We start from the raw sequence: 22621 nt of genomic DNA, 5'->3' as shown, positions 1-22621 counted from the left end.
TGTATGTCGTTGTAAAGGCGAGCCGCAGAACAAAGTAATCCATGCGAATCGAATTAGCGACTGGTCGTGATGGTATGTACCGGAAAATTGACCGTTTAAATGGGATGGAAAATCCGACACTGAATTATTAGATATGATAAAAAGAAAAAATACAGTTTTGTTAATGACAGGTGCAATTGATATTCAACACAGCCAAGTCCCTTTTACCCAGATTACCGATACACAAACACGCCTCGAACAGTACCTTCGTTCGATTGACTATGCCATCAGGAAATACCGTAGCATTCATAAAGTGGTTTTTGTTGAAAACACAAACTTTTCATACGATTACACGGCATTAAGCCGTTTAGCCGGAGACCACCGGAAAACGCTTGAAGTGCTTTCCTTTCAAGGAGAAACGGAAAAAACAGTTTTACACGGCAAAGGATTCGGTGAAATGGAATGTATCAACCATGCACTGGAAAACAGCCGGTTATTGAAATCGTCGGATGCTTTTGTCAAACTAACCGGCCGGCTTAATGTATTAAATTTCGATTGCGTGCTGCATTCGGCCTATAAGCACAATTCTTTTTATGCAATAAACACAGAGAAAATCCCTTATGTGGAAACAATCATATATCGCGCAGAGAAAACATTCTTTCAAGAAAACCTGCACGACGCCGGCAACCTGGTTTTCGACAGGGAAGGGATATACATAGAGCATGTTTTCTACCACAGGCTTTATGAATTGGCAAGACACTCCTCAATCGGATCATTCAGAGCGTACAGGTTCCTGGAAGGCCTTTCGGGCTCCTCGGGGTACAGCTATGCAACGAGGTGGTCAGATAAAATCACAAAATCGAAACATGCTTTGCTTCGAAAATTCGATATCAATCGACACCGGCAGTTCCCACATAATCAATGGCGGTTTCAAACTTTTCCATGACGCCTTTCCATTGATAATTTCTTTCAACGTACGATTTACCGTTTTGCGCGATAAGCTGCCTGTCGCTGCTTGATAGGTTGAGTATCCTGTTTATCTGTTGGCTGAAATCTTCCCCCTCGTAATAAACGAATCCCGCTTGGCTCTGTTCTATATGGGATCTCAGCACCTCGCAATGGCCGTTGACCAGAACCGGTTTTCCCGCCGACATTGCTTCCAGCGTTACCATCGACAGGCTTTCGTTACGGGAAGGGACGATCACTGCCTGACAATGCTGCAGGTAGGCCAGTTTCTGCGCCTCGTCTAAGAATCCTGTAAAAATAATATTATTGCATTCTACCGGGTTGTCCATATGATTCTTGCCGATCATTACGAGTTTTGTACCGTTACATTGCGACTTGTTTATCCGGAAGAAATAATCCATCAGTTCCAGGCACCCTTTACCGATATCTATGCGTCCGATATAAACAAAATAGGGGAAAGCGATTGGCGGCGGCATATTTTCCTCCAATACCGGGCTGTCGAAACCGACGCCTGTAATGTCCGATCTGATAGTTCGTGTATCAGGATGGACAGATTCTACCAAACGTTTTTCACTCTCCGTGCTATACATGATAAAGCCCGGCAGGGAGAACATTTTTCTGAAACCTGACAGATAAAGCATCGGCTCATCATATGCCAATGGAATGAGGATACTTTTACCGGATACTTTGTGCAATCCAAAATAATTTGGATAGAACAGGTAATTAAAAAAAATAAACGCCTTATACCTGTCATTCTCCCGTTCTATATACGAAATCATCCCCTTGCAGACAGGATTTTCATTCTCTATCCAGCGTTCAAATATCCGGTCGTGATCTTTCCTTCTCCTGTATCGGATGCGCCTGAACGAAAGGGTGATGATATTGCTTAACGTATATCCTGTATTGTAATACTTGTAATTTCCGCGGATATAACGGCCTAACCATCGAGGTGTTTTCGGCTCTCCTCTCCCATATGTAAACCGCAATACACGTATGCCGTCTATTATTTCCTCACCTGCCGAATAATGGTCATCCCCGGCAGTATAGCTTACAGAACAGGAGGTGAGGACAGCCACTTCATACCTTTCTGTCAAATGTTCAGCTAGCAACCGGACATATACTTGCTCCCCTCCGTCGGTCTCCTTGCCGTATCGCTGTACGACTATTGCTATTTTATCCATTCGTTTCAGTTGTTATTCGGTCGAATTCTCTTTTTCCGCAATTTATGTTTTATAATCCTGAAATTATACCTGAAACGCACTACGATTCCGAAGTTCTCCATGATAAGCTTTCTTTTGTCCCGCAGGAATACTTCATCCTCACCATATGACGATACTCCCGTATTATTAAAGTAGGCTATAATGTATTCCCGATATTCAAACTCATAAGATTTGTCACGATGTAATTGCATATTAAGTGCATAATCTGCTGATACTTTATATTTCGTGTTGTATCTGTATTTTTTGAAAACACTTGCAGGATAAATAATCGCCTGATGAAAAATACCACCTTTAGCCTGTTCGTAATCCGAAACAAAACCTCTTGATTTAATGCCTTCCCATAAAACATTAGCATAATAAACCTTATGCTGGTCTTTTAGCTCATTTTCCACAAAGGTAGAGAAGTCGGACAAAAGCCTGTCGTCAGCGCCAATGAAATAGACCCACTGACCGTGGATGTATTCCAGCGCCTTGTTCATGGCGTCATATATTCCCTCATCCGGCTCACTTTTCCAAAATGCGATCCTCTCTCCATACCTTTTTAGTATCTCTTGGGTTCCATCGGTACTGTTTCCGTCAATTATGATCAGTTCGACGTCGTCCGCGCACCGTTGTTCGATAATACTATCAATACACCCCGATATGCAGGAAGCGGCATTGTATGTAACGCAAATAATACTGACAAACGGTTGTTTTTTCATACGAATTTGAACGAATGGGGTATGATCCTTCTCTTTTGGCGCAATCATGTAAGGATTATTCAGCAGCACTTACAAAATCAATTGCGGCATCAAATTTTTTCATGATATTCCTCCATTGAAAATTTTTTTCCACATAAGACTTTCCTTTTTGCGCAATATCCTGCTTATCCCGGTCAGACAAATTCAATATTTTATTTATCTGTACAATAAAATCTTCTTTATTATAGTACACAAAACCCGCTTCACTTCGATCAATATGGGACTTTAGTACATCACAACGACCGTTAGCCAAAACCGGTTTTCCCGCCGACATAGCTTCCAATGTGACCATCGACAGGCTTTCGTATCGGGAGGGGATAATCAGAGCCTGACAGTGTTGTAAATAAGATAGCTTTCCCTCCTCATCTATAAATCCGGTAAAAATAATATTATCATTCTTTACGGTGGTTTTCAGATGATTCTTACCGATCATTACCAGTTTTACTCCCGGTTTATTCATCCTGGAGAAATAATCTATCAACTCCTTACACCCTTTATTTACATCTATACGTCCGATATAAACAAAATATGGAAAACTAATTGGCGGTTCCTTCTTCTTATCCAATATAGGATGATCAAAACCTACACCGGCAATATCCGATCTAATTTTTCGTGTAACGGGATAAGTTGATTCCAGTAAAATTTTTTCACTCTCTGTGTTATACATAATAAATCTCGGCAAAGAAAACATTCTTCCAAAACCTGAAAAATAAAATAATGGTTCATCATGTGCTGTAGGAATAAGAACACTCTTTTCTGCCGCTTCCTGTAACCCAAAGAATGTAGGATAAAACAAATAGGAAAAAAATATAAATGCTTTATATTTATGTTTCTCCTGTGCTATATATGACATCATTTTTTTGCTGACCGGACCATGCTTTTCTATCCAAAGATCAAATATCTGTTCGTGATTTTTTCTTTTTCTGTATCTAAAACGCCTGAATGAAAGGGTAAAAATATTACTTAATTTGTATTTTGTATTATAATACAACAGGTTTCCTCGGAGATAGCGAGATAGACGACGAGCCTTTTTACGGTCTTCGTTTTCATTTATAAATCGTAATACCCGTACCCCATTTATCATCTCCTCTCCTGAGGGATAATGGTTATCCCACTTATGATAATCCAAGGAACAGGAAGTGAGAACATCTACTTCATATCTCTCTTTTAACCGTTCTGCGAGTAATCGCGCGTGTAATTCTGCTCCTCCGTTAACCTCTTTACCATATCGTTGTACAACTATTGCTATTTTATCCATAATTTCTTTACCCCGTGCTATTTATTTTCACTATAGTTTTACTATATTTCAAAGGAAGATTTCTCGGGAAAAAGAGTCTTCAGGAAAGGGTCCACTCTGGCCCTGTCCGCATCGGTAGCACGATGACTATCGTTAAGACAAAAAAGAGAAGGATCATATCTTTTAATAAAATACATATAATCGGGTTTGTGCAATCTTATCCGGCACGACTCTTTTCTGCCCACATAACGCAGTTTAGCATGCTGTATGGCTAAAGCATAGTAAAGGTAAATGATCCGTTGAATATCATTCTCTTTTCTTACATGATTAGTTAATGTTTTCGATATTTCTTCTCTAAAATCTATTTCAGCAGCATTGCGGTAATCTGATTTCAAATAAGAATCGACATTATGGTGAGGCATTGCAGAGAAATATTTCCCAAATTTTTCTTCTATTAATAATGCCGAATGGTGTATCGTTTTGCGATAAATATTGGTAGGAATAGAGAACGTTTTTTTCAAACTGTTTATCCATTTACCAAAAAAATACCGTTGTAAACGCACGACCGGAAATTCTTCCGAGGTGAAAAAGAAATCGGGAGAAAGGGGTTTGTTAAAGAACATATCGTCGTTCGCATACAGAAAATGCTCTCCCAAACCGGGAATCTTCCAGATAAAATGTTCAACAATCACCGAATTGTAGCAAGGTAACGCTTCAGGAGGCAATATCTGCTGTACATCAATAATCTCTACTTTTTCATTTTGCAGATCCAGCCATACAGGCGTTTGTCCATCGGTAACTATAAAAATTCTACGAACCCATGGAACATTTTTCTCTACAGAGCGTAAAGAATACTTTAACTCCCCATTGTCGGCAAAACGCCCTTTTGAGGTAGCTTCACCATTAGATGCAATTTCAATACCAAAAAATCTATTTTTTCTGGCTATCCATTCGGGGTCACTTCCGTTTACCCAAAGATAAACCAAGTCTATATCAAATGGTTCTGTAAATTTCCTCATAATCGTGAAAATGTTGATCTTCGGAAAACTTTTCAGCATACGATTTTTCAATTTCTGCTAGTCCGGGGGTTTTATAAAAATCATTCAAACCTCTCTCTATAACCTGTTTCATGGACTCTGGCTCAAAATTATCCCAAAAATAGGCATAAGTGGAACCTATCTCCTTTAAACTGGTCTCCTGAGATGAGAAAACAGGTTTTCCAAACTGCATAGCCTCGATGACAGGTATCCCAAATCCTTCCAAGAGTGAGGGAAAAAGAAATGCTTCACAGTTCCGGTACATCCATATCTTTTCCTCATGCGATATTGCCTCATGCAATGTTACATTGGTAATACCCTCATTTTCTATCCGTTCTTTGATATGTACGGCATAGGCATTGTTCTTTTTTTTAGCTCCGCTACCCACAATATAGAGATGTTTTTCGGGCATCAGTTTCATCAGGTCAAGCAAAACATGAAAGTTTTTTTTCTGCTTGATAACCCCTAATGTAAAAAAAAATGGTTGAGTTATATGAAAATTGGGCTTTAAGGCAAGATCCTCATCAAGCAATTGTACTTTATTATATATTACTTTACACTCTTTACTTCTCAACAGTAATTCCTGCTCTACTTCCCTTTTGGTGAACTCAGAGATACAGACAATTTCATCCGCCCGGTCAATTTTTTTCTGAAGTCTTCCGTGTCGCCTGATTCTGGAATTGCCTGTCTTTTCATAAAGATAGTTTAAATCGTGTATAGTCAGAATCAATTTAGTATTGGGGTGGATCGGTTTAAAACGACTTAACTGATGAATGGAATGCCAGACATCAAATTTGGGAAACGTGTAACGACAATGTTTCCTGATCCAGTTCGTAGAGGAAATATACTTCATTTCTTCACCAAAAAAACCTATATATCCTTTAGGTACGAGTAAAGTAAGATCATAAAAGGAGGAACAAGAGTGATAGTTTTTTTTAAAATAATTACCATAACTCAATGCAATCTGTCCTAATCCCGAATAAAGGTTTTTAAGCGAAGAAAGATCAACCAAGAGTCTTTTTTTCATTTTTATAATAAAACGATTACATGACACAATCTATTGTACATTGGTCATCATGCGGATCATAATTTCCATTCAACCTGCAAAAGTAGTTCTTTTAATTCAATTACAAATGTACCGGAGTTTTATTTTGTCGTTGAACTGGTTAAACCGTCTCTCATCTGCACACTGAGAAAGGACCATTACTTTTCAAAAGTAGACTTCTCGGGGAACAGTCCTTCTAAAAAAGGTTTTATTCTTTCACGATCCTCATCCTTAACCCTCTGGTTATCATTCAGGCAAAAAAGATCCGGTTGGTATTTGTTTAATCGGCGTTCATAATTAGACCTATAAACACGTAGCCGGTGTGACTCTTTTCTCCCTACATATTTTAGACGTCCTTTGCCTGTTGCCAATGCATAATATGAAAAAGCTGAACGATGCAAATCACCATACATTCTAATGTGGCTCGATAGTGATTTTTGGGCTTGGTCCCTGAATATCCGCTCAACGGCATCCTTGTAATCGGATTTGACATAAGCATCCACATTGTGATGCGGTATACCGGAATAATATTTCCCGAATTTTTGTTCAACCAATGAAGCCCCGTCCAACACCTTCGATATATATTGCCCCAGCCGCCGTCGATAAAGTCGTTTCACCAGATAATGCCATTTTCCGAGAAGCTGCTTTTTCAACCGGACAAAAGGGATACCCTCTTTATCGAAGAAATAGTCGGGAGAAAGCGCTTTATTAAAGAACATGTCATCGTTTGCAAACAGGAAATGTTCGGCAAGACCTGGAATTTTATAAAGGAAATATTCAATGACACTTGAGTTGAAACAGGGTAAAGCTTCTTCAGGAAGTATCTCCCTATGATCAATGATACGAATTTTAGGATGATCTCTTTGTAACCACTCAGGACACTGATCATCGGTGACGATATAGATTCGTCTCACCCACGGGACATATTTTTCAGCAGATCTCAATGAGTATTTCAACTCATCATTATTCATATACCTCCCCTTATTATTCCCTTCCGAACGATCTGTCAATTTTCCTGTAAACTGTTCTTTTTTCTTTGACCACTTAGGGTCATCCCCATCTACCCAGAGATATACCAAGTCTATATCAAATGGCTGCATAACTTTATAATTACGGTACTGGCATTCTGACTGTGCCAAATTACAAAAATAGTTCTTTAATTCAATATCGGAAACATTATATTGCACTTCCTTTGGTGAATTATATTGAATTTCTCTATCCCCAGCAGATACTCGTAAACAATTAAAACAATTTCCGGTTTTAATTGTTGTATAAAAAATCCACGATCTACAAAATCAGCACACAAAGGAATGAACAACAGGTCATCCAATAAGAAAAAGGTGAGAATCAAGACAAAAATATTCGTGCCGTTAGTCTTTATTATCGCCGTTCTTTTTATTACCTATTTTTTTCCCCGCCAAGGAAGTTTCAAGTATAACTTCAACGAAGGCAGGCCGTGGCAATACGGATTGCTCACCGCTCCGTTCGATTTCCCTGTGTATAAACCTGCTGCACAACTGAAAGCAGAACAGGATAGTATCCTGGAATATTATGAGCCTTATTTTGTGGTTGATGAGGAGATCCAGAAGAGTGCTCTCGCCGAATTTGACGCGGATGCAAACCTGAAAGCCAGGCTTGCTGAACTTGCTCCCGAATATAAACTCTATATCCGAAATAAATTAAATGAGGTATATAATAACGGCATTATGCGTTCGGAAGATTATGACCGGATATACAAATCACGTACGCAGGCATTGCGAATAAAAAAAGGCAATGTGGCCGAGTCCAGAAAAGTGGAGACTTTCTTTACTATTCGTTCTGCCTATGAGAAAGTGCTGAATGATGCTCCATCAAGTATCGATGCCAATATCCTCAAAACCGCCAATATCAATGAATATATCCGCGAAAACGTATTGTATGATGCAACTACATCGGAGAAGGCTCAAAACGAATTCATTCAACAGGTCGACATAAGCCATGGCATGGTCCAAAGAGGGCAACGTATCATTGATCAGGGTGAGATTGTCGACTCACAGACATATAACATACTCTCCTCCCTGAAACGGGTAACGGAAGAGCGAAGCGGAGGGACCACAAGAAACAACTGGATGCTGCTGGGACAGTTTATGCTTATATTGTTCATGTTTGGTTCATTCTATACTTACCTGCTCTATTTCCGACCGGCAGAATACCGCAACCGGAAACATGTGGTTTTTATGGTGTTGCTGATAGCTTTCTTTGTATTACTTACAGCTATTACCGTCAGGTTCGAACTTTTCAGCATTTACATCGTCCCTTACGCCATCGTCACCATCCTTATCCGTACTTTCATAGACTCACGTACGGCATTGTTTGCCAGTCTCACTACCATCATTATGAGTTCACTTATGGTACCGTTTCCTTTCGAATTCATCGTCATCCAGATCGCGGTAGCCATGGTATCCATATTTATGTTGAAAGAGTTGTCGGAACGTTCGCAGCTAATCAAAAGTTCGTTCTTTATCCTGCTCACCTATATTGTGGTTTATATCGGATTGGAATTGTATCAGGAAGGCAATGTGAATGAAATCAACTGGGTGGTACTGGTCTATTTCCTTATCAACTTCATCTTTATTATGTTCTCCTATTCGCTGGTTTATCTGGTGGAAAGATCATTCGGATTTATTTCCGGTGTTTCATTAGTAGAACTCTCCAATACCAACAAGCCGCTATTGAAAGAACTGTCTGAAAAAGCACCCGGCACTTTCCAGCACTCATTACAGGTGTCCAATCTGGCAATGGCGGCAGCGGCAAAGTTAGGAGCGAATGCATCCTTAATAAGGACAGGAGCGCTGTACCACGACATTGGGAAAATGGCCAATCCAGCCTTCTTTACGGAAAATCAGGCACCCGGTATGAATCCTCATGCGGGGTTACCTTTCGAAGAGAGCGCACGCATTATCATCAATCACGTGAAGGATGGATTGAAGATCGCACAAAAGTATAATGTCCCGCAGCAGATTGTCGATTTTATCGAGACCCACCACGGGACAAGTATGCCCAAGTTTTTTTATATCTCCTGGAAAAATGCCAATCCTGGCAAAGAGGCTAATGAGGCAGATTTTCGTTATCCAGGACCCAATCCGTTCTCGAAAGAGACTGCCATTATGATGATGGCCGATGCGGTAGAGGCTTCATCACGCAGCCTGCCTGAATATACGGAAGAGTCACTCCGTAACCTGGTTGACAAAATTATAGACGCTCAGGTGGCCGAAGGTTATTTCAAATCGGCACCTATCACTTTCAAAGATATACAGACTGTGAAAGATGTTTTCGTGGAAAAACTTGTCACGATGTACCATTCACGAATTGCCTATCCCGAATTAAAACGGCCGGAGCAATAATAAGAATTATTCCCACTCGATGGTTGCGGGGGGTTTCGATGAAATATCATACACAACGCGGTTGACCCCTTTCACCTTGTTAATGATCTCATTCGATACTTTCGCCAGAAATTCGTAAGGCAAATGTGCCCAATCGGCCGTCATGGCATCTGTCGATGTCACGGCCCGCAATGCGACCGTATTCTCATAGGTGCGCTCATCCCCCATCACACCGACCGACTGCACCGGCAATAAAATAGCTCCTGCCTGCCATACCTTATCATACAATCCGGCTGAGCGGAGATTTGATATAAATATATCGTCGGCATCCTGTGCTATACGCACCTTTTCAGGGGTAATATCTCCCAGGATACGGATACCCAGTCCCGGTCCGGGAAACGGATGACGATGGATCAGATGAGGTTGCATACCCAACTCTAACCCTATCTTGCGCACTTCATCCTTGAACAAAAGCTTCAATGGTTCACACAATTTCAGGTGCATCTTCTCAGGTAATCCGCCTACGTTATGGTGACTTTTAATGGTAACACCGGTAATAGAGAGCGACTCGATGATATCGGGATAGATGGTACCCTGTGCCAGCCATTTGATATCTTCCAGTTTATGGGCTTCCCTATCAAACACATCGATAAATCCTTTCCCTATAATCTTACGTTTACGCTCTGGGTCAGTCACGCCTTCCAGTTCTTTGTAGAAATAGGTTTTTGCATCTACCCCGATTACGTTCAATCCCAGATGTTCGTAGTTCTCCAATACGGTTTCGAACTCATTCTTCCGCAACAGGCCGTGATCCACAAAAATACAGGTAAGGTTCCTGCCAATGGCTTTGTTGAGCAATACGGCCGTGACCGACGAATCCACACCTCCCGAAAGGGCAAGGATCACTTTGTCGTCACCCAGCTGCTCCTTTAATTCCTGTACGGTGGTTTCAATGAATGAGGCAGGTGTCCAGTCCTTCTTCACGCCGCAAACAGCGAGAAAATTATTCAATATTTCCGTTCCGCGTTCCGTGTGAAACACCTCGGGATGAAACTGCACTCCCCAGGTTTTTTCATTATCTACCCTGTAAGCGGCCAAAGCGACGTCATCGGTTGAGGCAATCACCCGGAAGCTGTCCGGTATACGAACAATTGTATCTCCGTGCGACATCCATACCTGACTCTCCTGCGTAATAAATCCTAATAAAGGATCATCTTTATCTCCAACACGTAAACGGGCACGGCCATATTCACGGCTATCACTCTTCTCAACTGCCCCTCCTGCCGATTGCGCCATTAACTGCGCACCGTAGCAGATGCCCAATACAGGATAACGACCACGGATCTCATTTAAATCGGTTTTGAAAGCTTCGGTGTCATTCACCGAGAAAGGACTCCCGGAAAGGATCACTCCCTTTACCGAGTCATCCCCGAAAGGGAATTTATTGTAAGGCACTATTTCGCAGTAGGTGTTCAATTCTCTCACGCGGCGACCTATCAGCTGCGTAGTTTGCGAACCGAAATCGAGGATGATAATTTTTTCGTGCATATCGTATAACCGGGTTGGAACGCCGACAGAGGGGCGTCAATTCAAAAATAGAAGTTTTCAGGATGCAAAGATAAGAAAAGAGCATGGAAAAACGGCAAAATTCGAATGAATTGAATAGGTGTTAGTGAGTGAGGCCAGTCAATACGAAAGATATAGAGAATGTTCGACAGGATAAACAAACGTTAAATTGATTCCATAGGAATTGTCATTCGACTGAAAAGGTTATATTTGTGGATAGAAATAGAGAAAACGATAAACCATTGAAATAATGAGTACTGCCGAATTAAAAATAGATTTAATAAACCGCATTGCCAGCACAGATGAACCCGGCATCATAGAGGAGCTTCGCAAAGTACTCGATTTTGAGCTTGAGAAAGAGACGTACCAACTAACTACAGAACAAGAGCAAAGAATTAGTGAAGCAAAGGCCGAATATCTCGCAGGGCATATCTTGCCGGAACAGCAGGCAAATGAAATAATTGAGCGATGGTTACGCGAAAAATAGTTTGGACTCAAAAAGCTAATCAGGAGCGAAAAGAGATTTTGGCTTATTGGATAGAACGGAATCAGTCTAAAGCTTACAGTATAAAACTGAATAAATTAATAAAGGAAACGCTGCGATTAGCTGCCCAATATCCTAATACGGGGAGAAAAACTACGCTAAAAAATGTGAGGGTAAAGATTGTTCGTGATTATCTGTTATTCTACGAAATAAATGAAACAACTCTTGTTGTCTTAACAATATGGGACAGCAGGCGGGATGAAAAGACATTGAATATAAAATAATTTTTATTTCAGGACAACTCAAAAACGTGTAATCCAATTCAAAAAGGGGTTGCACATTTTTTTTACTTGTCGGTTGATAACGAATTATCCAACAAAAAACATTAAACGACAAGCATTATAAAGCATAAATTCATTTCACAATAAATATTTATTGTTTTTCGATATATTTTTATTGTTATGTCAAATTAATATTCTATCTTTGCCGCGTCAATCTTTTAAAACATACCGAACATGAAACGAGTTTCTGGTAAAAATTCACTTGCACTTCTTTGTATTCTGGCAGGTATTGTCTATTTGTTGATCTTGGTTCCTACTGTCATTGAAGGTGTGGAAGGAGGCATTCAGGGGGCGAAAGAGGGATTTAAATCATCTCAGAAAACAATTGATGAAGATCTTTACAACGACTTCTATTCAGAGTCATACTTTTTAAGACTGAAAATAAAAGACAAGAAGAATTATTATCCCGATTCGATTTTAAATACCACAACCAATGAAATCCTCCCGGCCAGATTTGGAACCGTCCATGTGTTCTATCAATTCAAAGAAAGCCAACCATTATGGAGTATTCTTTTTCTGATGTTCCTAATGTTTGCAGCCTTACCGGTTATGGCTTTACTGGTCTTTATCCCTGTCCTTTTTTACAGGTTGATCTTCTCTCTATACCGAAATCATGTTTTCACAACAGAAAACGTAAAAAGAATACAAAAAATAGGTCTTTTCTGTATTATCGTATATGCCTATTTCTTTTTGTTTGGCCTACACCTGTATATTCAGGCAAAGACCGCCATAGATTTGGAGAAATATAAAATAGCTTTTCCAGAGTTGGCAAATGAAATGTTACTATTCGGAGTAGTCGCACTGATTGTCGCGGCCGTAATGAAACGCGCCATCGCGATAAAGGAAGAACAAGAATTAACTGTTTAGAAAAAGACTCATGCCTATTATTATAAACTTAGACGTGGAAATGGCCAAGAAAAAAATCTCCCTGAACGAGTTATCGGAACGGGTGGGAATCACTCCGGCCAATCTTTCTATCCTGAAAACAGGGAAAGCCAAGGCCATCCGTTTCAGTACGCTGGAAGCCATCTGTAAAGAGTTGAATTGCCAGCCGGGGGATATTATGGAGTGGAGAGATGAATAATTTTAGCGAAAGAATAATCTTTTAAAACATACACAAATGAAACACTTAGAACGTGCCTTACAAGGCAAAAACGGTATTGGCCGGTACATTTTAATGGCCGTAATTGTAATGGTTGTAGCACAAATAGCTGCTATTCCCTTGTTTTTGATAATACTTCCTGCTATCCTGTCGAACGGGGGAAATATCAGTGACCTCTCGGCCGCCATTCAAAATCCATCCGACTACGGTATTTCATCTAATCTTTTTCTACTGGTGATGCTGGGTACCTTCGCTATCACATATTTTCTGTTTGCCGTACTGGTAAAACCGCTACACGGGCGTACGGTGCGCGAGACCATCAACGGCCGGAAGCAGATACGCTGGGACCGTATCCGGATGGGAATCATCGTCTGGGGAATCATCATTCTCGCAGATACTGCCATCAGCCTGTTGGTCTCTTCTCCAGGCGAATATGAATTCAGGTTCAATGCAGGCGCTTTTCTTCCGCTACTACTGATCCTTCTTCTTGTAATGCCTTTCCAGACAAGTATCGAAGAACTTCTATTCCGCGGTTATCTGGCACAAGGTGTGGCACGATGGACTAAAAGCCGCTGGTGGGCACTGATCATCCCTTCTGTACTGTTTGCTCTGATGCACCTCGCTAATCCGGAAGTAAAAGAGTATGGCTTCTGGCTCTCTATGCCACAGTATCTTATCATGGGGTTGATGCTGGGGCTCATCTCCATCCTCGATGATGGCATTGAACTGGCTCTCGGCATTCATTTCATTAACAATGCACTCACCGCCCTGCTTGTCACACACGAAGCATCGGCATTACAGACCGATGCGTTGTTCCTGTTACACGATCTCGATCCCGTAGCAAGCCTTATCTCCATTTCAGTCGCTAGTATATTAGTGATTTTAATTCTGCAACGCATCTATAAATGGGATTTTGGCATTATGAACAGAAAAGTTGCAGCTGTACCGCCCCCTCCCCCACCTGTAGAGGTTGAGACGATTGGACAAAGCCCGGCAACCTAAATTATCTCGCTGAATATGGAGCAAAAATGAAACAAATTATTATCTTTGAAGATTAGTTTGTAACGCTGTATGAAACGAAATAACTTTTTTTCTATCTGTATATTGATGTTTTTTTGCTTTTGTGCAAAAGCGCAAACGCTTGACGATGCCAAGAGCTGGTATCTGGAAGGCCGTTATGCCGAAGCGTTACCCGTTTTTCAGACAGAATATCTCAATAATCCCAATAATGCGTCTATCAATCAATGGCTGGGTGTAAGCCTCTATGAAACCGGAAGAATACTCGAAGCACAAAAGTACCTCGAATTTGCCTCCGGACGGAAAATTACCGATGCCTACATTTACCTGGGTGAACTTTACGCAAAATTGTATCGTTTTGAAGATGCCGAAAAAGAGTTCGACAAATACCAACGGGCCAAACGCAGAGATAGCGAGGCATTGGAGATACTGGATCAGAAACGGGCAAATGCGGAAAGGCTGCAAAGAGCTGTCAACCGCACGGAAGATCTGCAGATCATCGACAGTCTGGTGATTTTGAAGTCAGATTTTCTGTCGGCTTATAACCTGAGCGCCTCATCAGGTTCATTAATGCCGGTACAGGAATTTTTCCCCGGCCGGTCAATGACGGATGAAACACTCTATATGAACGAGCGGCAGGACAAGATCTACTATTCCGAAGGCGATGCTGTAACCGGTACTGATCTTTATACAATGGACAAATTGCTCGACACATTCGGAAATGAGAAAAGATTGCCGGGAACCATCAATAAAGAGGGCAGCCAGGCATTTCCATTCGTATTGAGTGACGGGATGACTCTCTATTTTGCTTCAACAGGTGAACCTTCGTTCGGTGGATATGATCTGTTCGTCACCCGCTATAATCTTGCTTCGGACTCATATCTCAACCCCAATCAGTTGAATATGCCCTTCAATTCGCCTTTTAACGATTACATGTTAGCGATTGATGAAGAGAAAGGCATCGGGTGGTTTGCATCCGACCGGTTTCAACCGGCCGACTCGGTATGTATATATACCTTTATCCCGAACCCACAGGTGCAACTGGTCGAAAGTGAGGATGCCGGTTATCTGGCACGGAGAGCACGGATCTCTTCCATTGCCGACACATGGAAGGAAGGCGCAGACTATGGACCGCTTCGTTCACTGGCACAGCAAAAGACAGTCTCAAGGCAAGAAACAGCAGGTGATTTTACATTTGTGATCAATGATCGGACAACTTACCATACCCTGTCGGATTTCAGGAATGATCAAGCCAGGTCGTTCTTTTCTCAGGCGTTGGGTTATGAAAAACAGTTACAGGCGATGAATGAAGAACTCTCACAAAAAAGAGACCAGTATGCCGGTGGAGCAATAAACGACGCTCTTGCTGCATCGATCCTCAGCCTGGAAAAAGAAAGCGAATCTATTTTCAGGGAAATGGAAAGACTCAAAATGCAAGCAAGAAATGAAGAAATACGCACTCAGTTTAATCAATAGTAACCGTATATGACATTCGATCTGATCATCATCATCGCCGTGATCCTATTGGGAGTAGTGTTCATGCTCATTGAGATCTTCCTGCTTCCTGGGATCAGTATTGCAGGTATTGCCGGTGCTATTTTCCTGATAGGAGGAATAATATATGCCTATATCTTTCAGGGTAGTACCGTAGGGAATATTACACTCGCAGGAACAGCCGTGCTGCTTGGCGGAAGTTTTTTCTGGCTGCTGAAATCAAAGTCATTACGAAAAATCTCTTTAGATACAAACATCGAAGGGAAAGTGGATACCTCCTATTTGCAGAAAATTGGCGTTGGCGACAATGGCGTAACGCTTTCCCGGTTGAATCCCATCGGGCAGGTATTGATCAACGATGTGGAAGTAGAAGGTAAATCATTCGACGGGGAGTTTCTTGACGAAGACACTGAAATAGAAGTGGTAAAGGTGGAAACCTACAATGTGCTGGTAAAGAAAAAAGAAGCTGTTTTACCCGGAGAGGAGACAAAAAATAATTTAATATAAAACATCAAAAACAAATTTATTATGACAGTTTTATCATTCCCACTGATTATTACGATTGCCGTAATCATCATCTTTTTATTGATATTCTTTCATTACGTTCCCTTTTTCCTGTGGATAAACGCATTATCGGCAGGGGTACGCATCTCGCTCGTGCAACTCTTCCTGATGCGCCTGCGCCGCGTACCGCCCCACACCATCGTTTACGCGATGATTGAGGCCCACAAGGCCGGACTGAAGATGGTTACCCGCGATAACCTGGAAGCACACTATCTTGCCGGAGGACACGTAGAAAAGGTAGTGCATGCATTGGTATCCGCTTCCAAAGCAAATATCGACCTTACTTTTCAGATGGCCACAGCCATTGACCTGGCCGGCCGCGATGTACTGGAAGCCGTCAGGATGTCTGTGAACCCGAAAGTGATCGATACACCTCCCGTTTCTGCCGTAGCTATCGACGGTATCCAGTTGATCGCCAAAGCCCGGGTGACGGTACGTGCCAATATTAAACGATTAGTGGGTGGTGCCGGTGAAGAAACTATTCTTGCCCGTGTAGGGGAAGGGATCGTCTCCTCCATCGGTTCGGCAGTATCGCACAAATCAGTACTCGAAAACCCTGATTCAATCTCCAAGCTGGTATTGAAAAAGGGACTGGATGCAGGAACAGCATTTGAAATTCTCTCTATCGATATCGCCGACATCGATATAGGTAAAAATATCGGTGCTGTATTGCAGATGGATCAGGCACAGGCCGACAAGAATATTGCACAGGCACGCGCTGAGGAACGGCGGGCCATGGCTATCGCCTTAGAGCAGGAGATGAAGGCCAAAGCCCAGGAAGCCCGCGCCAAAGTGATTGAAGCTGAAGCAGAAGTTCCGATCGCCATGGCCGAAGCATTCCGTAGCGGAAATCTCGGTATTATGGACTATTACCGGATGGAAAATATCAAGGCTGATACGGATATGAGGGACTCTATTGCCAAACCGCAGGGCGGCGGAAATAAAAAATAATTATCACAGACAATACATATTATGAGAATCATACCTGAATCGGAATTGATCATCAACTCCGACGGAAGTGCCTTTCATCTTCATATCCGACCGGAGCAACTTTCGGACAAGATTGTAATGATGGGAGATCCTGATCGTGTAACGATGACAGCCTCATTTTTTGAAAGCATTGAATGCGATGTACGCAGCCGCGAGTTCCATACCGTCACCGGAATGTATAAAGGGAAACGGATTACTGCGCTCTCGCACGGCATCGGCACGGACAATATAGATATCGTACTCACTGAGTTGGATGCACTGGCCAATATAGACTTCAATACGCGATTAGTCAAAGAGGAACTCAAACAACTGACCATGGTGCGGGTAGGCACATCAGGAGGTATGCAGCCGCATTGCCCTGTAGGTTCTTACGTGGTATCGGAAAAATCAATCGGTTTCGATGGCCTTATCCATTATTATGCCGGTTCCGAATCGATCCGCGAAAAGGATTTCGAAGAGGCTTTCCAAAGAGAGGTGGGATGGTCACCGTACCACTGTTCTCCCTACGTGGTGAGTGCCGACGAAGAACTTGTCGACCGTATAGGTTACGATATGATCCGTGGGGTTACCATCTCCGCCATCGGTTTTTACGGCCCCCAGGGAAGGCATGTACGACTGCCGCTGGCCGATCCCAACCTGAATGCTAAAATTGAATCGTTCCGTTTCGGGGAGCATTCCATCACCAATTACGAAATGGAAAGTTCTGCTATCGCGGGATTAGGGAAGTTGATGGGACACAAGGCGATGACTGTCTGCACTATAATTGCCAACCGTGTGGCCCTGAAGTCGAATGCCGACTATAAAGGCTCCATAGAAGATCTTTTGCAAATAGTACTGGACAGGATTTAAGATTTCAAATTCAAGATTCAAGATTCAAAATTCGGGGTACTCCTATCAATTAGTAATTGGTAATTAGTAATTGGTAATTAGTAATTGGTAATTTATAATTAAAATCATATGAAAAAACTATTCACATTATTGCTTCTTGCAGCTACTTTGGTTGCCTATGCACAGCAAAACCCTCCTCTCCCTGTAGATCCGAAGGTGAGGACCGGAAAACTTGAAAACGGACTCACCTATTATATCCGGCAAAATAACCTTCCCGAAAACAGGGCCGATTTCTACATTGCACAGAAAGTGGGATCCATGCAGGAAGAAGATAATCAGGCCGGTCTGGCTCACTTCCTGGAGCATATGGCATTTAACGGGACGACCAATTTCCCCGGAAAAAGCATGCTGAACTATCTGCAGGACAATGGAATTAAGTTCGGCACTAACATCAACGCCTATACGTCTTTCGATGAAACGGTTTATTATATATCCAATATCCCGACAACCAATAAGAACCTGGTAGACTCGGCTCTTCTTGTGCTTCATGACTGGTCGAACGCCATTGCCCTTGAAGAGGAAGAGCTCGAAAACGAACGGGGTGTGATCCGGGAAGAGTGGCGCACCCGTGGCGGAGCACAGCAAAGGTTGTGGGATCAGTTACTCCCGAAAATGTATCCCGACAGCAAATATGCCAACCGCATGCCTATCGGAAGCATCGATGTGATCAATAATTTTAAACCGGAAGAGATCAGAGCCTACTACCATAAATGGTATCGTCCCGACTTGCAGGGGATCATCGTTGTGGGTGATATCGATGTGGATGAGATGGAGCAAAAGATAAAGGAACTGTTCTCGCCCATCCGACTCGATGAAGAAAGGGCAGAACGGGAATACTATCCTGTTCCTGATAATAAGGATCCCATCGTAGCCATTGCTACCGACAAGGAAGCCCGTAATACACAGATAATGCTGTTTTACAAGCACGATACGATGCCTGACGAGTTTAGGAATACCCAGATGGGGTATATCACAGAATATATATTAAATGCCGCTGCTGCTATGATGAACCAGCGGTTTGCCGAAATCATACAGAAACCCGATGCACCTTTCACTTCCGCATTTGCGTATAACGACGATTACTTCGTGGCCAAAACAAAAGACGCCTGGACCGTAGTGGCAGGAAGCGCCGAAGACAAGATAGAGAGTGCACTGGCAGCTATGGTACGTGAGACGGAAAGAGTAAAACAGCACGGATTCACCGCATCGGAATATGAGGTGGCACGCACCAACATCCTCAAAGGATATGAAGATGCGTATAACAACCGGGATAAGCAGAGGAACTCTTCCTATTCACAGGAATATGTACGTGCGTTTACCGACGGAGAACCTATTCCGGGCATTGAGTTCGAATATCAGTTCCTCCAGGCGGTGGTACCCAACATTCCGGTAGAGGCGATCAACCAGACTATTCAACAGCTGATTGGTGATGAAAACATAGTCATTGCCGTTACCGGTCCTGAAAAAGAAGGATTGGGATATCCTGCTGAAGACGTATTGCTTAACGTACTGGCATCGGTACAGGCTGAAACTATCGAGCCTTATGCCGAAGAGGTGATTGATGAGCCGTTGGTGGCCACGCCTCCCACTCCGGGCAAGATCATAAAAGCAGAAAAGGATGAGGCGATGGATGCTACGGTGTGGACACTGGAAAACGGGATGAAGGTGATCCTGAAAAATACCGACTTCAAGGACGACCAGATCGTAATGACCGGTACAAGTGCCGGCGGATACTCCCATTATGGGGCACAGGATCCGGTTAACAGCAGGCTGATGAGTAATGTGGCTACACTGGGAGGAGTGGGTAATTTCAGCGCAACCGATCTACCCAAAGTACTGGCCGGAAAGACAGCATCCGCGCATCCGGGTATCAGCCTCACCACACAGGATTTCAACGGTTCTTCTTCCATCAGGGATTTCGAAACTATGCTGCAATTGGTTTATCTCTATTTCACTGCTCCACGACAGGATAACGACGCTTTCCAATCATTCATCCAACGTATGGAGACGCAGTTGAAAAACCAGGAAGCCGAACCAATGGTAGCGTTCAGCGACTCTGTGTCGAGTGCGTTGTATGGAGATAATCCATTGACAAAGAGAATAAAGGCCGATGATCTAAAAAAGGTCAATTACAACCGTATCATGGAGATGTATGCCGAACGGTTCTCCAATCCCGGCAGTTTTGTGTTCACATTCGTGGGTAACATCGATGAGGAAAAGGTTCGTCCCGTAGTAGAACAGTATCTGGCTTCATTACCGGGAAAGGCCGGGAAAGGTGAATTTGCAAAAATACCCATGGACTTCCAGGAAGGAAGCTTTGAAAATATTTTCCAACGGGAGATGCAAAATCCCAAAGCTTCGGTATTCAACACAATAACGGGAAAAACAACCCGGGAGATGAAGAACCGGATACTGATGAGTATGTTCGACCAGATCCTCGATATCATCTACACCGAGAAAGTCCGTGAAGAGGAAGGGGGTACTTACGGCGTATACGCAGGAGGTTCTATCTCCCGTTATCCGGAGGGGCAAACCATCTTGCAGATCATGTTCGACACCGATCCGGAGAGAATGGAACATCTCAATCAAATTGTTTTAAACGTACTAAAGGAGTTTGCGGCAGATGGCCCGCGTGATAGCGATTTTGCCAAGGTAAAAGAGTATATGAACAAGAGTTACAACGAAAATCTGAAAGAGAACAGTTACTGGCTGAATATTCTCGACAACAAATATTTTTACGGCGAAGATAATCACACTCAATATATTGAAACTGTAAATGCCATCACAAAGGATGATCTTCGGAGTTTCGCCAAAGCACTGCTCGATCAGGGTAACCTGAAAACAATAGTGATGATGCCGAAAATAACGGAATGATCCTATATCCATAGGATTATCATACTAAAAAAACAGGAGGAAGTCTTATCGGTTTTCCTCCTGTTTTTTTATATTATTCCCTTCCCTGGTGGGGAAGTTCATTTATCACCCAAACGGTTCGCCGCAGCAAAGCCCTCTTACATCCGTCAGAATGACGGGTAACCGGGGTTCTGTACCAAGTTCGGATTGACCTGCCATGCATCCTGTGAGATAGGATAGAGTTTGAGATGCTCACCCGTAGCCCGCTCACAATTGGAAGCCGTCCACATGGTCTGTTCAAATTCACCGAAACGGATATCATCCTGCCTCGACCATCCTTCCCATGCCAGTTCAAGTCTTCTCTCCAAAAGGACCTCCGGAAGCCCTACCGTTTCATAATTGTGCTCTGCACTGCCATAGCCGCGTTGGCGTACATCGTTCACCCATTGCGCAGCATCCGTGGCGCTTCCCCCGGAACGCAACAACGCTTCGGCTTTCATCAGATAGACATCGGCCAGGCGGAAGATATGGAAATCGTTTTCCATTGCGTTCACCAGATCCGACGCATAGGGCCACTTAAGGCAGCGCGCGCCGTCGTGCTGGTTCACAGCTCCCCACGATGTGCCGTCGTATTCGGTACCGGGAATCATGGTGACAGCCACGGTATGATCCAATTCATACCCATGGTCGGTGATAATGATCTCGCCGGTAGTCCGGTCATATTGCTTTCCGATCAGGAACGAACCTTCGTAACGGGGATCTTCGGGATCGAAAAGCTCCACATATTCGGGTTGGGCACAAATGCCGTTCCAGGCCGAAAAACTGCCGCCCAGCGACAACTGGTCTTTATAATGCAACGTCCGGTTCATCATTTGGTTCTGGTTTTCGGTATCCGTTTTTGAGAAAGCTACGGCGAAAATTGCTTCGCGCGAGTTGTTGTTGGTTAACGAAAAATTATCCTTCCACACCGGTTCGAGGATATAGTCCATTCCCAATACCAGATCGCAATAATCTATCACTTCCTTATAGGCATCGCCGGCGTAAGTAACCTCCCACGCTGCGGCGTTGAGCAGTAATTTGGCCAGCAGTGTGTATGCGGCGCCTTTCGTGAATCTTGCATAAGAAGAAGCATCGGGACAGTCGGGAGCGATCTCTTTCAACTCGCTTATGAGCCAGTCGAAGACCACCTGTCGGGACTGGTTCGCGGGCAACACCTTGTCGGTGGGAGAATAGTCGGTAACCAACGGGACATTTCCGAAATAATCGATCCAGGTATAATACCAGAAAGCCCTTACACCCCGGACTTCCGCCATCTTAACTTTTTTCACGTCATCAGAAATCACATCGGTGTGTTCGATAATGTAAATAGTGGCATTACACTTTCCGATACTGTTGGCGGCATTGCTCCACCCATCTTTCACCTGGCTGGTTTGCGCCGTCCAGGTATGCATGAACAGTTCGCGGTATTGCCCGCCATCGTACCAATCGCCGCCGAGGCGGGTAGGCGTAACAGCCATCGATCCGGCACACTCCGACAAATAGAGATAATTGCTCGGCCAATAGGTTCTCAACGAATTATACACATCGCCGATAATGGCGTTGAGTTGTTGTTCGGTTTCCGGAAAATCACCGGCAAGCTGGTCGTACACCACTTCGTCGAGGTTCGTGCAGGCAAATGAAGATATCAGTAGTAAGATCCCCGACAGGAGGGATAATATGGTTGTCTTTTTGTTCAT

Annotated in this window: 20 protein-coding genes; 12 read left to right on the top strand and 8 right to left on the bottom strand. The window is 43.1% G+C overall.

Annotated features, from left to right (window positions below; genetic code table 11):
- Window positions 1-163 precede the first annotated feature (163 nt).
- Window positions 164-925: a hypothetical protein gene (locus U2P89_RS06000; RefSeq protein ID WP_322190917.1), complete on the top strand. Its 762-nt coding sequence runs from the start codon at window positions 164-166 to the stop codon at window positions 923-925.
- Here U2P89_RS06000 and U2P89_RS05995 read toward each other — a convergent pair.
- The 6 genes from U2P89_RS05995 to U2P89_RS05970 all read right to left on the bottom strand — a co-directional run bounded on the left by U2P89_RS05995 (window position 870) and on the right by U2P89_RS05970 (window position 7324).
- Window positions 870-2126 carry a glycosyltransferase family 4 protein gene (locus U2P89_RS05995; protein ID WP_322190916.1) on the bottom strand — a complete coding sequence of 419 codons (1257 nt, stop codon included), beginning with the start codon at window positions 2124-2126 and terminating at the stop codon, window positions 870-872. The genes U2P89_RS06000 and U2P89_RS05995 overlap by 56 nt on opposite strands.
- A 5-nt stretch (window positions 2127-2131) precedes the next feature.
- Entirely contained in the window at window positions 2132-2866 is a 735-nt protein-coding gene (locus U2P89_RS05990; RefSeq protein ID WP_322190915.1) for a glycosyltransferase, read from the bottom strand.
- A 55-nt stretch (window positions 2867-2921) separates the two neighbouring features.
- Window positions 2922-4163, bottom strand: a complete 1242-nt coding sequence (locus U2P89_RS05985; protein ID WP_322190914.1) for a glycosyltransferase family 4 protein — start codon at window positions 4161-4163, stop codon at window positions 2922-2924.
- A gap of 41 nt (window positions 4164-4204) precedes the next feature.
- Window positions 4205-5161 (bottom strand): Stealth CR1 domain-containing protein, encoded by a 957-nt coding sequence (locus tag U2P89_RS05980; RefSeq protein ID WP_322190913.1) that lies wholly within the window; start codon window positions 5159-5161, stop codon window positions 4205-4207.
- Window positions 5136-6206 (bottom strand): glycosyltransferase family 1 protein, encoded by a 1071-nt coding sequence (locus tag U2P89_RS05975; protein WP_322190912.1) that lies wholly within the window; start codon window positions 6204-6206, stop codon window positions 5136-5138. Before U2P89_RS05975 ends, U2P89_RS05980 begins: the two co-directional genes overlap by 26 nt.
- Before the next feature lie 176 nt (window positions 6207-6382).
- Entirely contained in the window at window positions 6383-7324 is a 942-nt protein-coding gene (locus tag U2P89_RS05970) for a Stealth CR1 domain-containing protein (RefSeq protein WP_322190911.1), read from the bottom strand.
- A gap of 210 nt (window positions 7325-7534) precedes the next feature.
- Here U2P89_RS05970 and U2P89_RS05965 point away from each other — a divergent pair, with 210 nt between their 5' ends.
- Entirely contained in the window at window positions 7535-9607 is a 2073-nt protein-coding gene (locus U2P89_RS05965; protein ID WP_322190910.1) for an HDIG domain-containing metalloprotein, read from the top strand.
- A gap of 6 nt (window positions 9608-9613) precedes the next feature.
- On the opposite strand, the gene guaA is transcribed toward U2P89_RS05965, so the two are convergent.
- Window positions 9614-11134, bottom strand: coding sequence for a glutamine-hydrolyzing GMP synthase (gene guaA, locus U2P89_RS05960; RefSeq protein ID WP_322190909.1), 1521 nt, complete (start codon window positions 11132-11134; stop codon window positions 9614-9616).
- A 268-nt stretch (window positions 11135-11402) separates the two neighbouring features.
- Here guaA and U2P89_RS05955 point away from each other — a divergent pair, with 268 nt between their 5' ends.
- The 10 genes from U2P89_RS05955 (at window position 11403) to U2P89_RS05910 (ending at window position 20906) form a co-directional block, all read left to right on the top strand.
- Window positions 11403-11639, top strand: a complete 237-nt coding sequence (locus U2P89_RS05955; protein WP_019538004.1) for a hypothetical protein — start codon at window positions 11403-11405, stop codon at window positions 11637-11639.
- Window positions 11621-11920, top strand: coding sequence for a type II toxin-antitoxin system RelE/ParE family toxin (locus tag U2P89_RS05950; protein WP_322190908.1), 300 nt, complete (start codon window positions 11621-11623; stop codon window positions 11918-11920). The genes U2P89_RS05955 and U2P89_RS05950 overlap by 19 nt, the downstream gene beginning before the upstream one ends.
- A gap of 231 nt (window positions 11921-12151) precedes the next feature.
- The gene (locus U2P89_RS05945) at window positions 12152-12844 is read left to right on the top strand and encodes a DUF2975 domain-containing protein (RefSeq protein WP_322190907.1); all 693 of its coding nucleotides are present in this window, start codon (window positions 12152-12154) and stop codon (window positions 12842-12844) included.
- A 10-nt stretch (window positions 12845-12854) separates the two neighbouring features.
- Entirely contained in the window at window positions 12855-13061 is a 207-nt protein-coding gene (locus U2P89_RS05940) for a helix-turn-helix domain-containing protein (RefSeq protein WP_019538007.1), read from the top strand.
- Window positions 13062-13097: 36 nt separating this feature from the next.
- Window positions 13098-14081 carry a type II CAAX endopeptidase family protein gene (locus U2P89_RS05935; RefSeq protein ID WP_322190906.1) on the top strand — a complete coding sequence of 328 codons (984 nt, stop codon included), beginning with the start codon at window positions 13098-13100 and terminating at the stop codon, window positions 14079-14081.
- A 69-nt stretch (window positions 14082-14150) separates the two neighbouring features.
- Window positions 14151-15572 carry a tetratricopeptide repeat protein gene (locus tag U2P89_RS05930; RefSeq protein WP_139233474.1) on the top strand — a complete coding sequence of 474 codons (1422 nt, stop codon included), beginning with the start codon at window positions 14151-14153 and terminating at the stop codon, window positions 15570-15572.
- A 9-nt stretch (window positions 15573-15581) separates the two neighbouring features.
- Window positions 15582-16097, top strand: a complete 516-nt coding sequence (locus tag U2P89_RS05925) for an NfeD family protein (protein WP_322190905.1) — start codon at window positions 15582-15584, stop codon at window positions 16095-16097.
- A 21-nt stretch (window positions 16098-16118) separates the two neighbouring features.
- Window positions 16119-17105, top strand: coding sequence for a flotillin-like protein FloA (floA, locus tag U2P89_RS05920; RefSeq protein WP_322190904.1), 987 nt, complete (start codon window positions 16119-16121; stop codon window positions 17103-17105).
- A 21-nt stretch (window positions 17106-17126) separates the two neighbouring features.
- Window positions 17127-17993, top strand: coding sequence for a nucleoside phosphorylase (locus U2P89_RS05915; protein ID WP_322190903.1), 867 nt, complete (start codon window positions 17127-17129; stop codon window positions 17991-17993).
- Window positions 17994-18101: 108 nt separating this feature from the next.
- Window positions 18102-20906: a M16 family metallopeptidase gene (locus U2P89_RS05910; protein ID WP_322190902.1), complete on the top strand. Its 2805-nt coding sequence runs from the start codon at window positions 18102-18104 to the stop codon at window positions 20904-20906.
- Between the two features lie 146 nt (window positions 20907-21052).
- On the opposite strand, the gene U2P89_RS05905 is transcribed toward U2P89_RS05910, so the two are convergent.
- Window positions 21053-22621 carry a RagB/SusD family nutrient uptake outer membrane protein gene (locus tag U2P89_RS05905; protein WP_322190901.1) on the bottom strand — a complete coding sequence of 523 codons (1569 nt, stop codon included), beginning with the start codon at window positions 22619-22621 and terminating at the stop codon, window positions 21053-21055.

The organism is Proteiniphilum sp., assembly GCF_034331125.1.
Taxonomy (GTDB): domain Bacteria; phylum Bacteroidota; class Bacteroidia; order Bacteroidales; family Dysgonomonadaceae; genus Proteiniphilum; species Proteiniphilum saccharofermentans.
This window is presented reverse-complemented; position numbering and strand designations above follow the sequence as displayed.

Excerpts from the sequence above, each read along its gene's own strand:
- U2P89_RS05945 (WP_322190907.1), top strand. The coding sequence starts at position 12,152 with ATGAAACGAGTTTCTGGTAAAAATTCACTTGCACTTCTTTGTATTCTG.
- U2P89_RS05940 (WP_019538007.1), top strand. The coding sequence starts at position 12,855 with ATGCCTATTATTATAAACTTAGACGTGGAAATGGCCAAGAAAAAAATC.
- U2P89_RS05925 (WP_322190905.1), top strand. The coding sequence starts at position 15,582 with ATGACATTCGATCTGATCATCATCATCGCCGTGATCCTATTGGGAGTA.
- U2P89_RS06000 (WP_322190917.1), top strand. The coding sequence starts at position 164 with ATGACAGGTGCAATTGATATTCAACACAGCCAAGTCCCTTTTACCCAG.
- U2P89_RS05955 (WP_019538004.1), top strand. The coding sequence starts at position 11,403 with ATGAGTACTGCCGAATTAAAAATAGATTTAATAAACCGCATTGCCAGC.
- U2P89_RS05910 (WP_322190902.1), top strand. The coding sequence starts at position 18,102 with ATGAAAAAACTATTCACATTATTGCTTCTTGCAGCTACTTTGGTTGCC.
- U2P89_RS05935 (WP_322190906.1), top strand. The coding sequence starts at position 13,098 with ATGAAACACTTAGAACGTGCCTTACAAGGCAAAAACGGTATTGGCCGG.
- U2P89_RS05975 (WP_322190912.1), bottom strand. The coding sequence starts at position 6,206 with ATGAAAAAAAGACTCTTGGTTGATCTTTCTTCGCTTAAAAACCTTTAT.
- floA (WP_322190904.1), top strand. The coding sequence starts at position 16,119 with ATGACAGTTTTATCATTCCCACTGATTATTACGATTGCCGTAATCATC.
- U2P89_RS05985 (WP_322190914.1), bottom strand. The coding sequence starts at position 4,163 with ATGGATAAAATAGCAATAGTTGTACAACGATATGGTAAAGAGGTTAAC.
- U2P89_RS05905 (WP_322190901.1), bottom strand. The coding sequence starts at position 22,621 with ATGAACAAAAAGACAACCATATTATCCCTCCTGTCGGGGATCTTACTA.
- U2P89_RS05965 (WP_322190910.1), top strand. The coding sequence starts at position 7,535 with ATGAACAACAGGTCATCCAATAAGAAAAAGGTGAGAATCAAGACAAAA.
- U2P89_RS05990 (WP_322190915.1), bottom strand. The coding sequence starts at position 2,866 with ATGAAAAAACAACCGTTTGTCAGTATTATTTGCGTTACATACAATGCC.
- U2P89_RS05950 (WP_322190908.1), top strand. The coding sequence starts at position 11,621 with ATGGTTACGCGAAAAATAGTTTGGACTCAAAAAGCTAATCAGGAGCGA.
- U2P89_RS05930 (WP_139233474.1), top strand. The coding sequence starts at position 14,151 with ATGAAACGAAATAACTTTTTTTCTATCTGTATATTGATGTTTTTTTGC.
- U2P89_RS05915 (WP_322190903.1), top strand. The coding sequence starts at position 17,127 with ATGAGAATCATACCTGAATCGGAATTGATCATCAACTCCGACGGAAGT.
- guaA (WP_322190909.1), bottom strand. The coding sequence starts at position 11,134 with ATGCACGAAAAAATTATCATCCTCGATTTCGGTTCGCAAACTACGCAG.
- U2P89_RS05995 (WP_322190916.1), bottom strand. The coding sequence starts at position 2,126 with ATGGATAAAATAGCAATAGTCGTACAGCGATACGGCAAGGAGACCGAC.
- U2P89_RS05970 (WP_322190911.1), bottom strand. The coding sequence starts at position 7,324 with ATGCAGCCATTTGATATAGACTTGGTATATCTCTGGGTAGATGGGGAT.
- U2P89_RS05980 (WP_322190913.1), bottom strand. The coding sequence starts at position 5,161 with ATGAGGAAATTTACAGAACCATTTGATATAGACTTGGTTTATCTTTGG.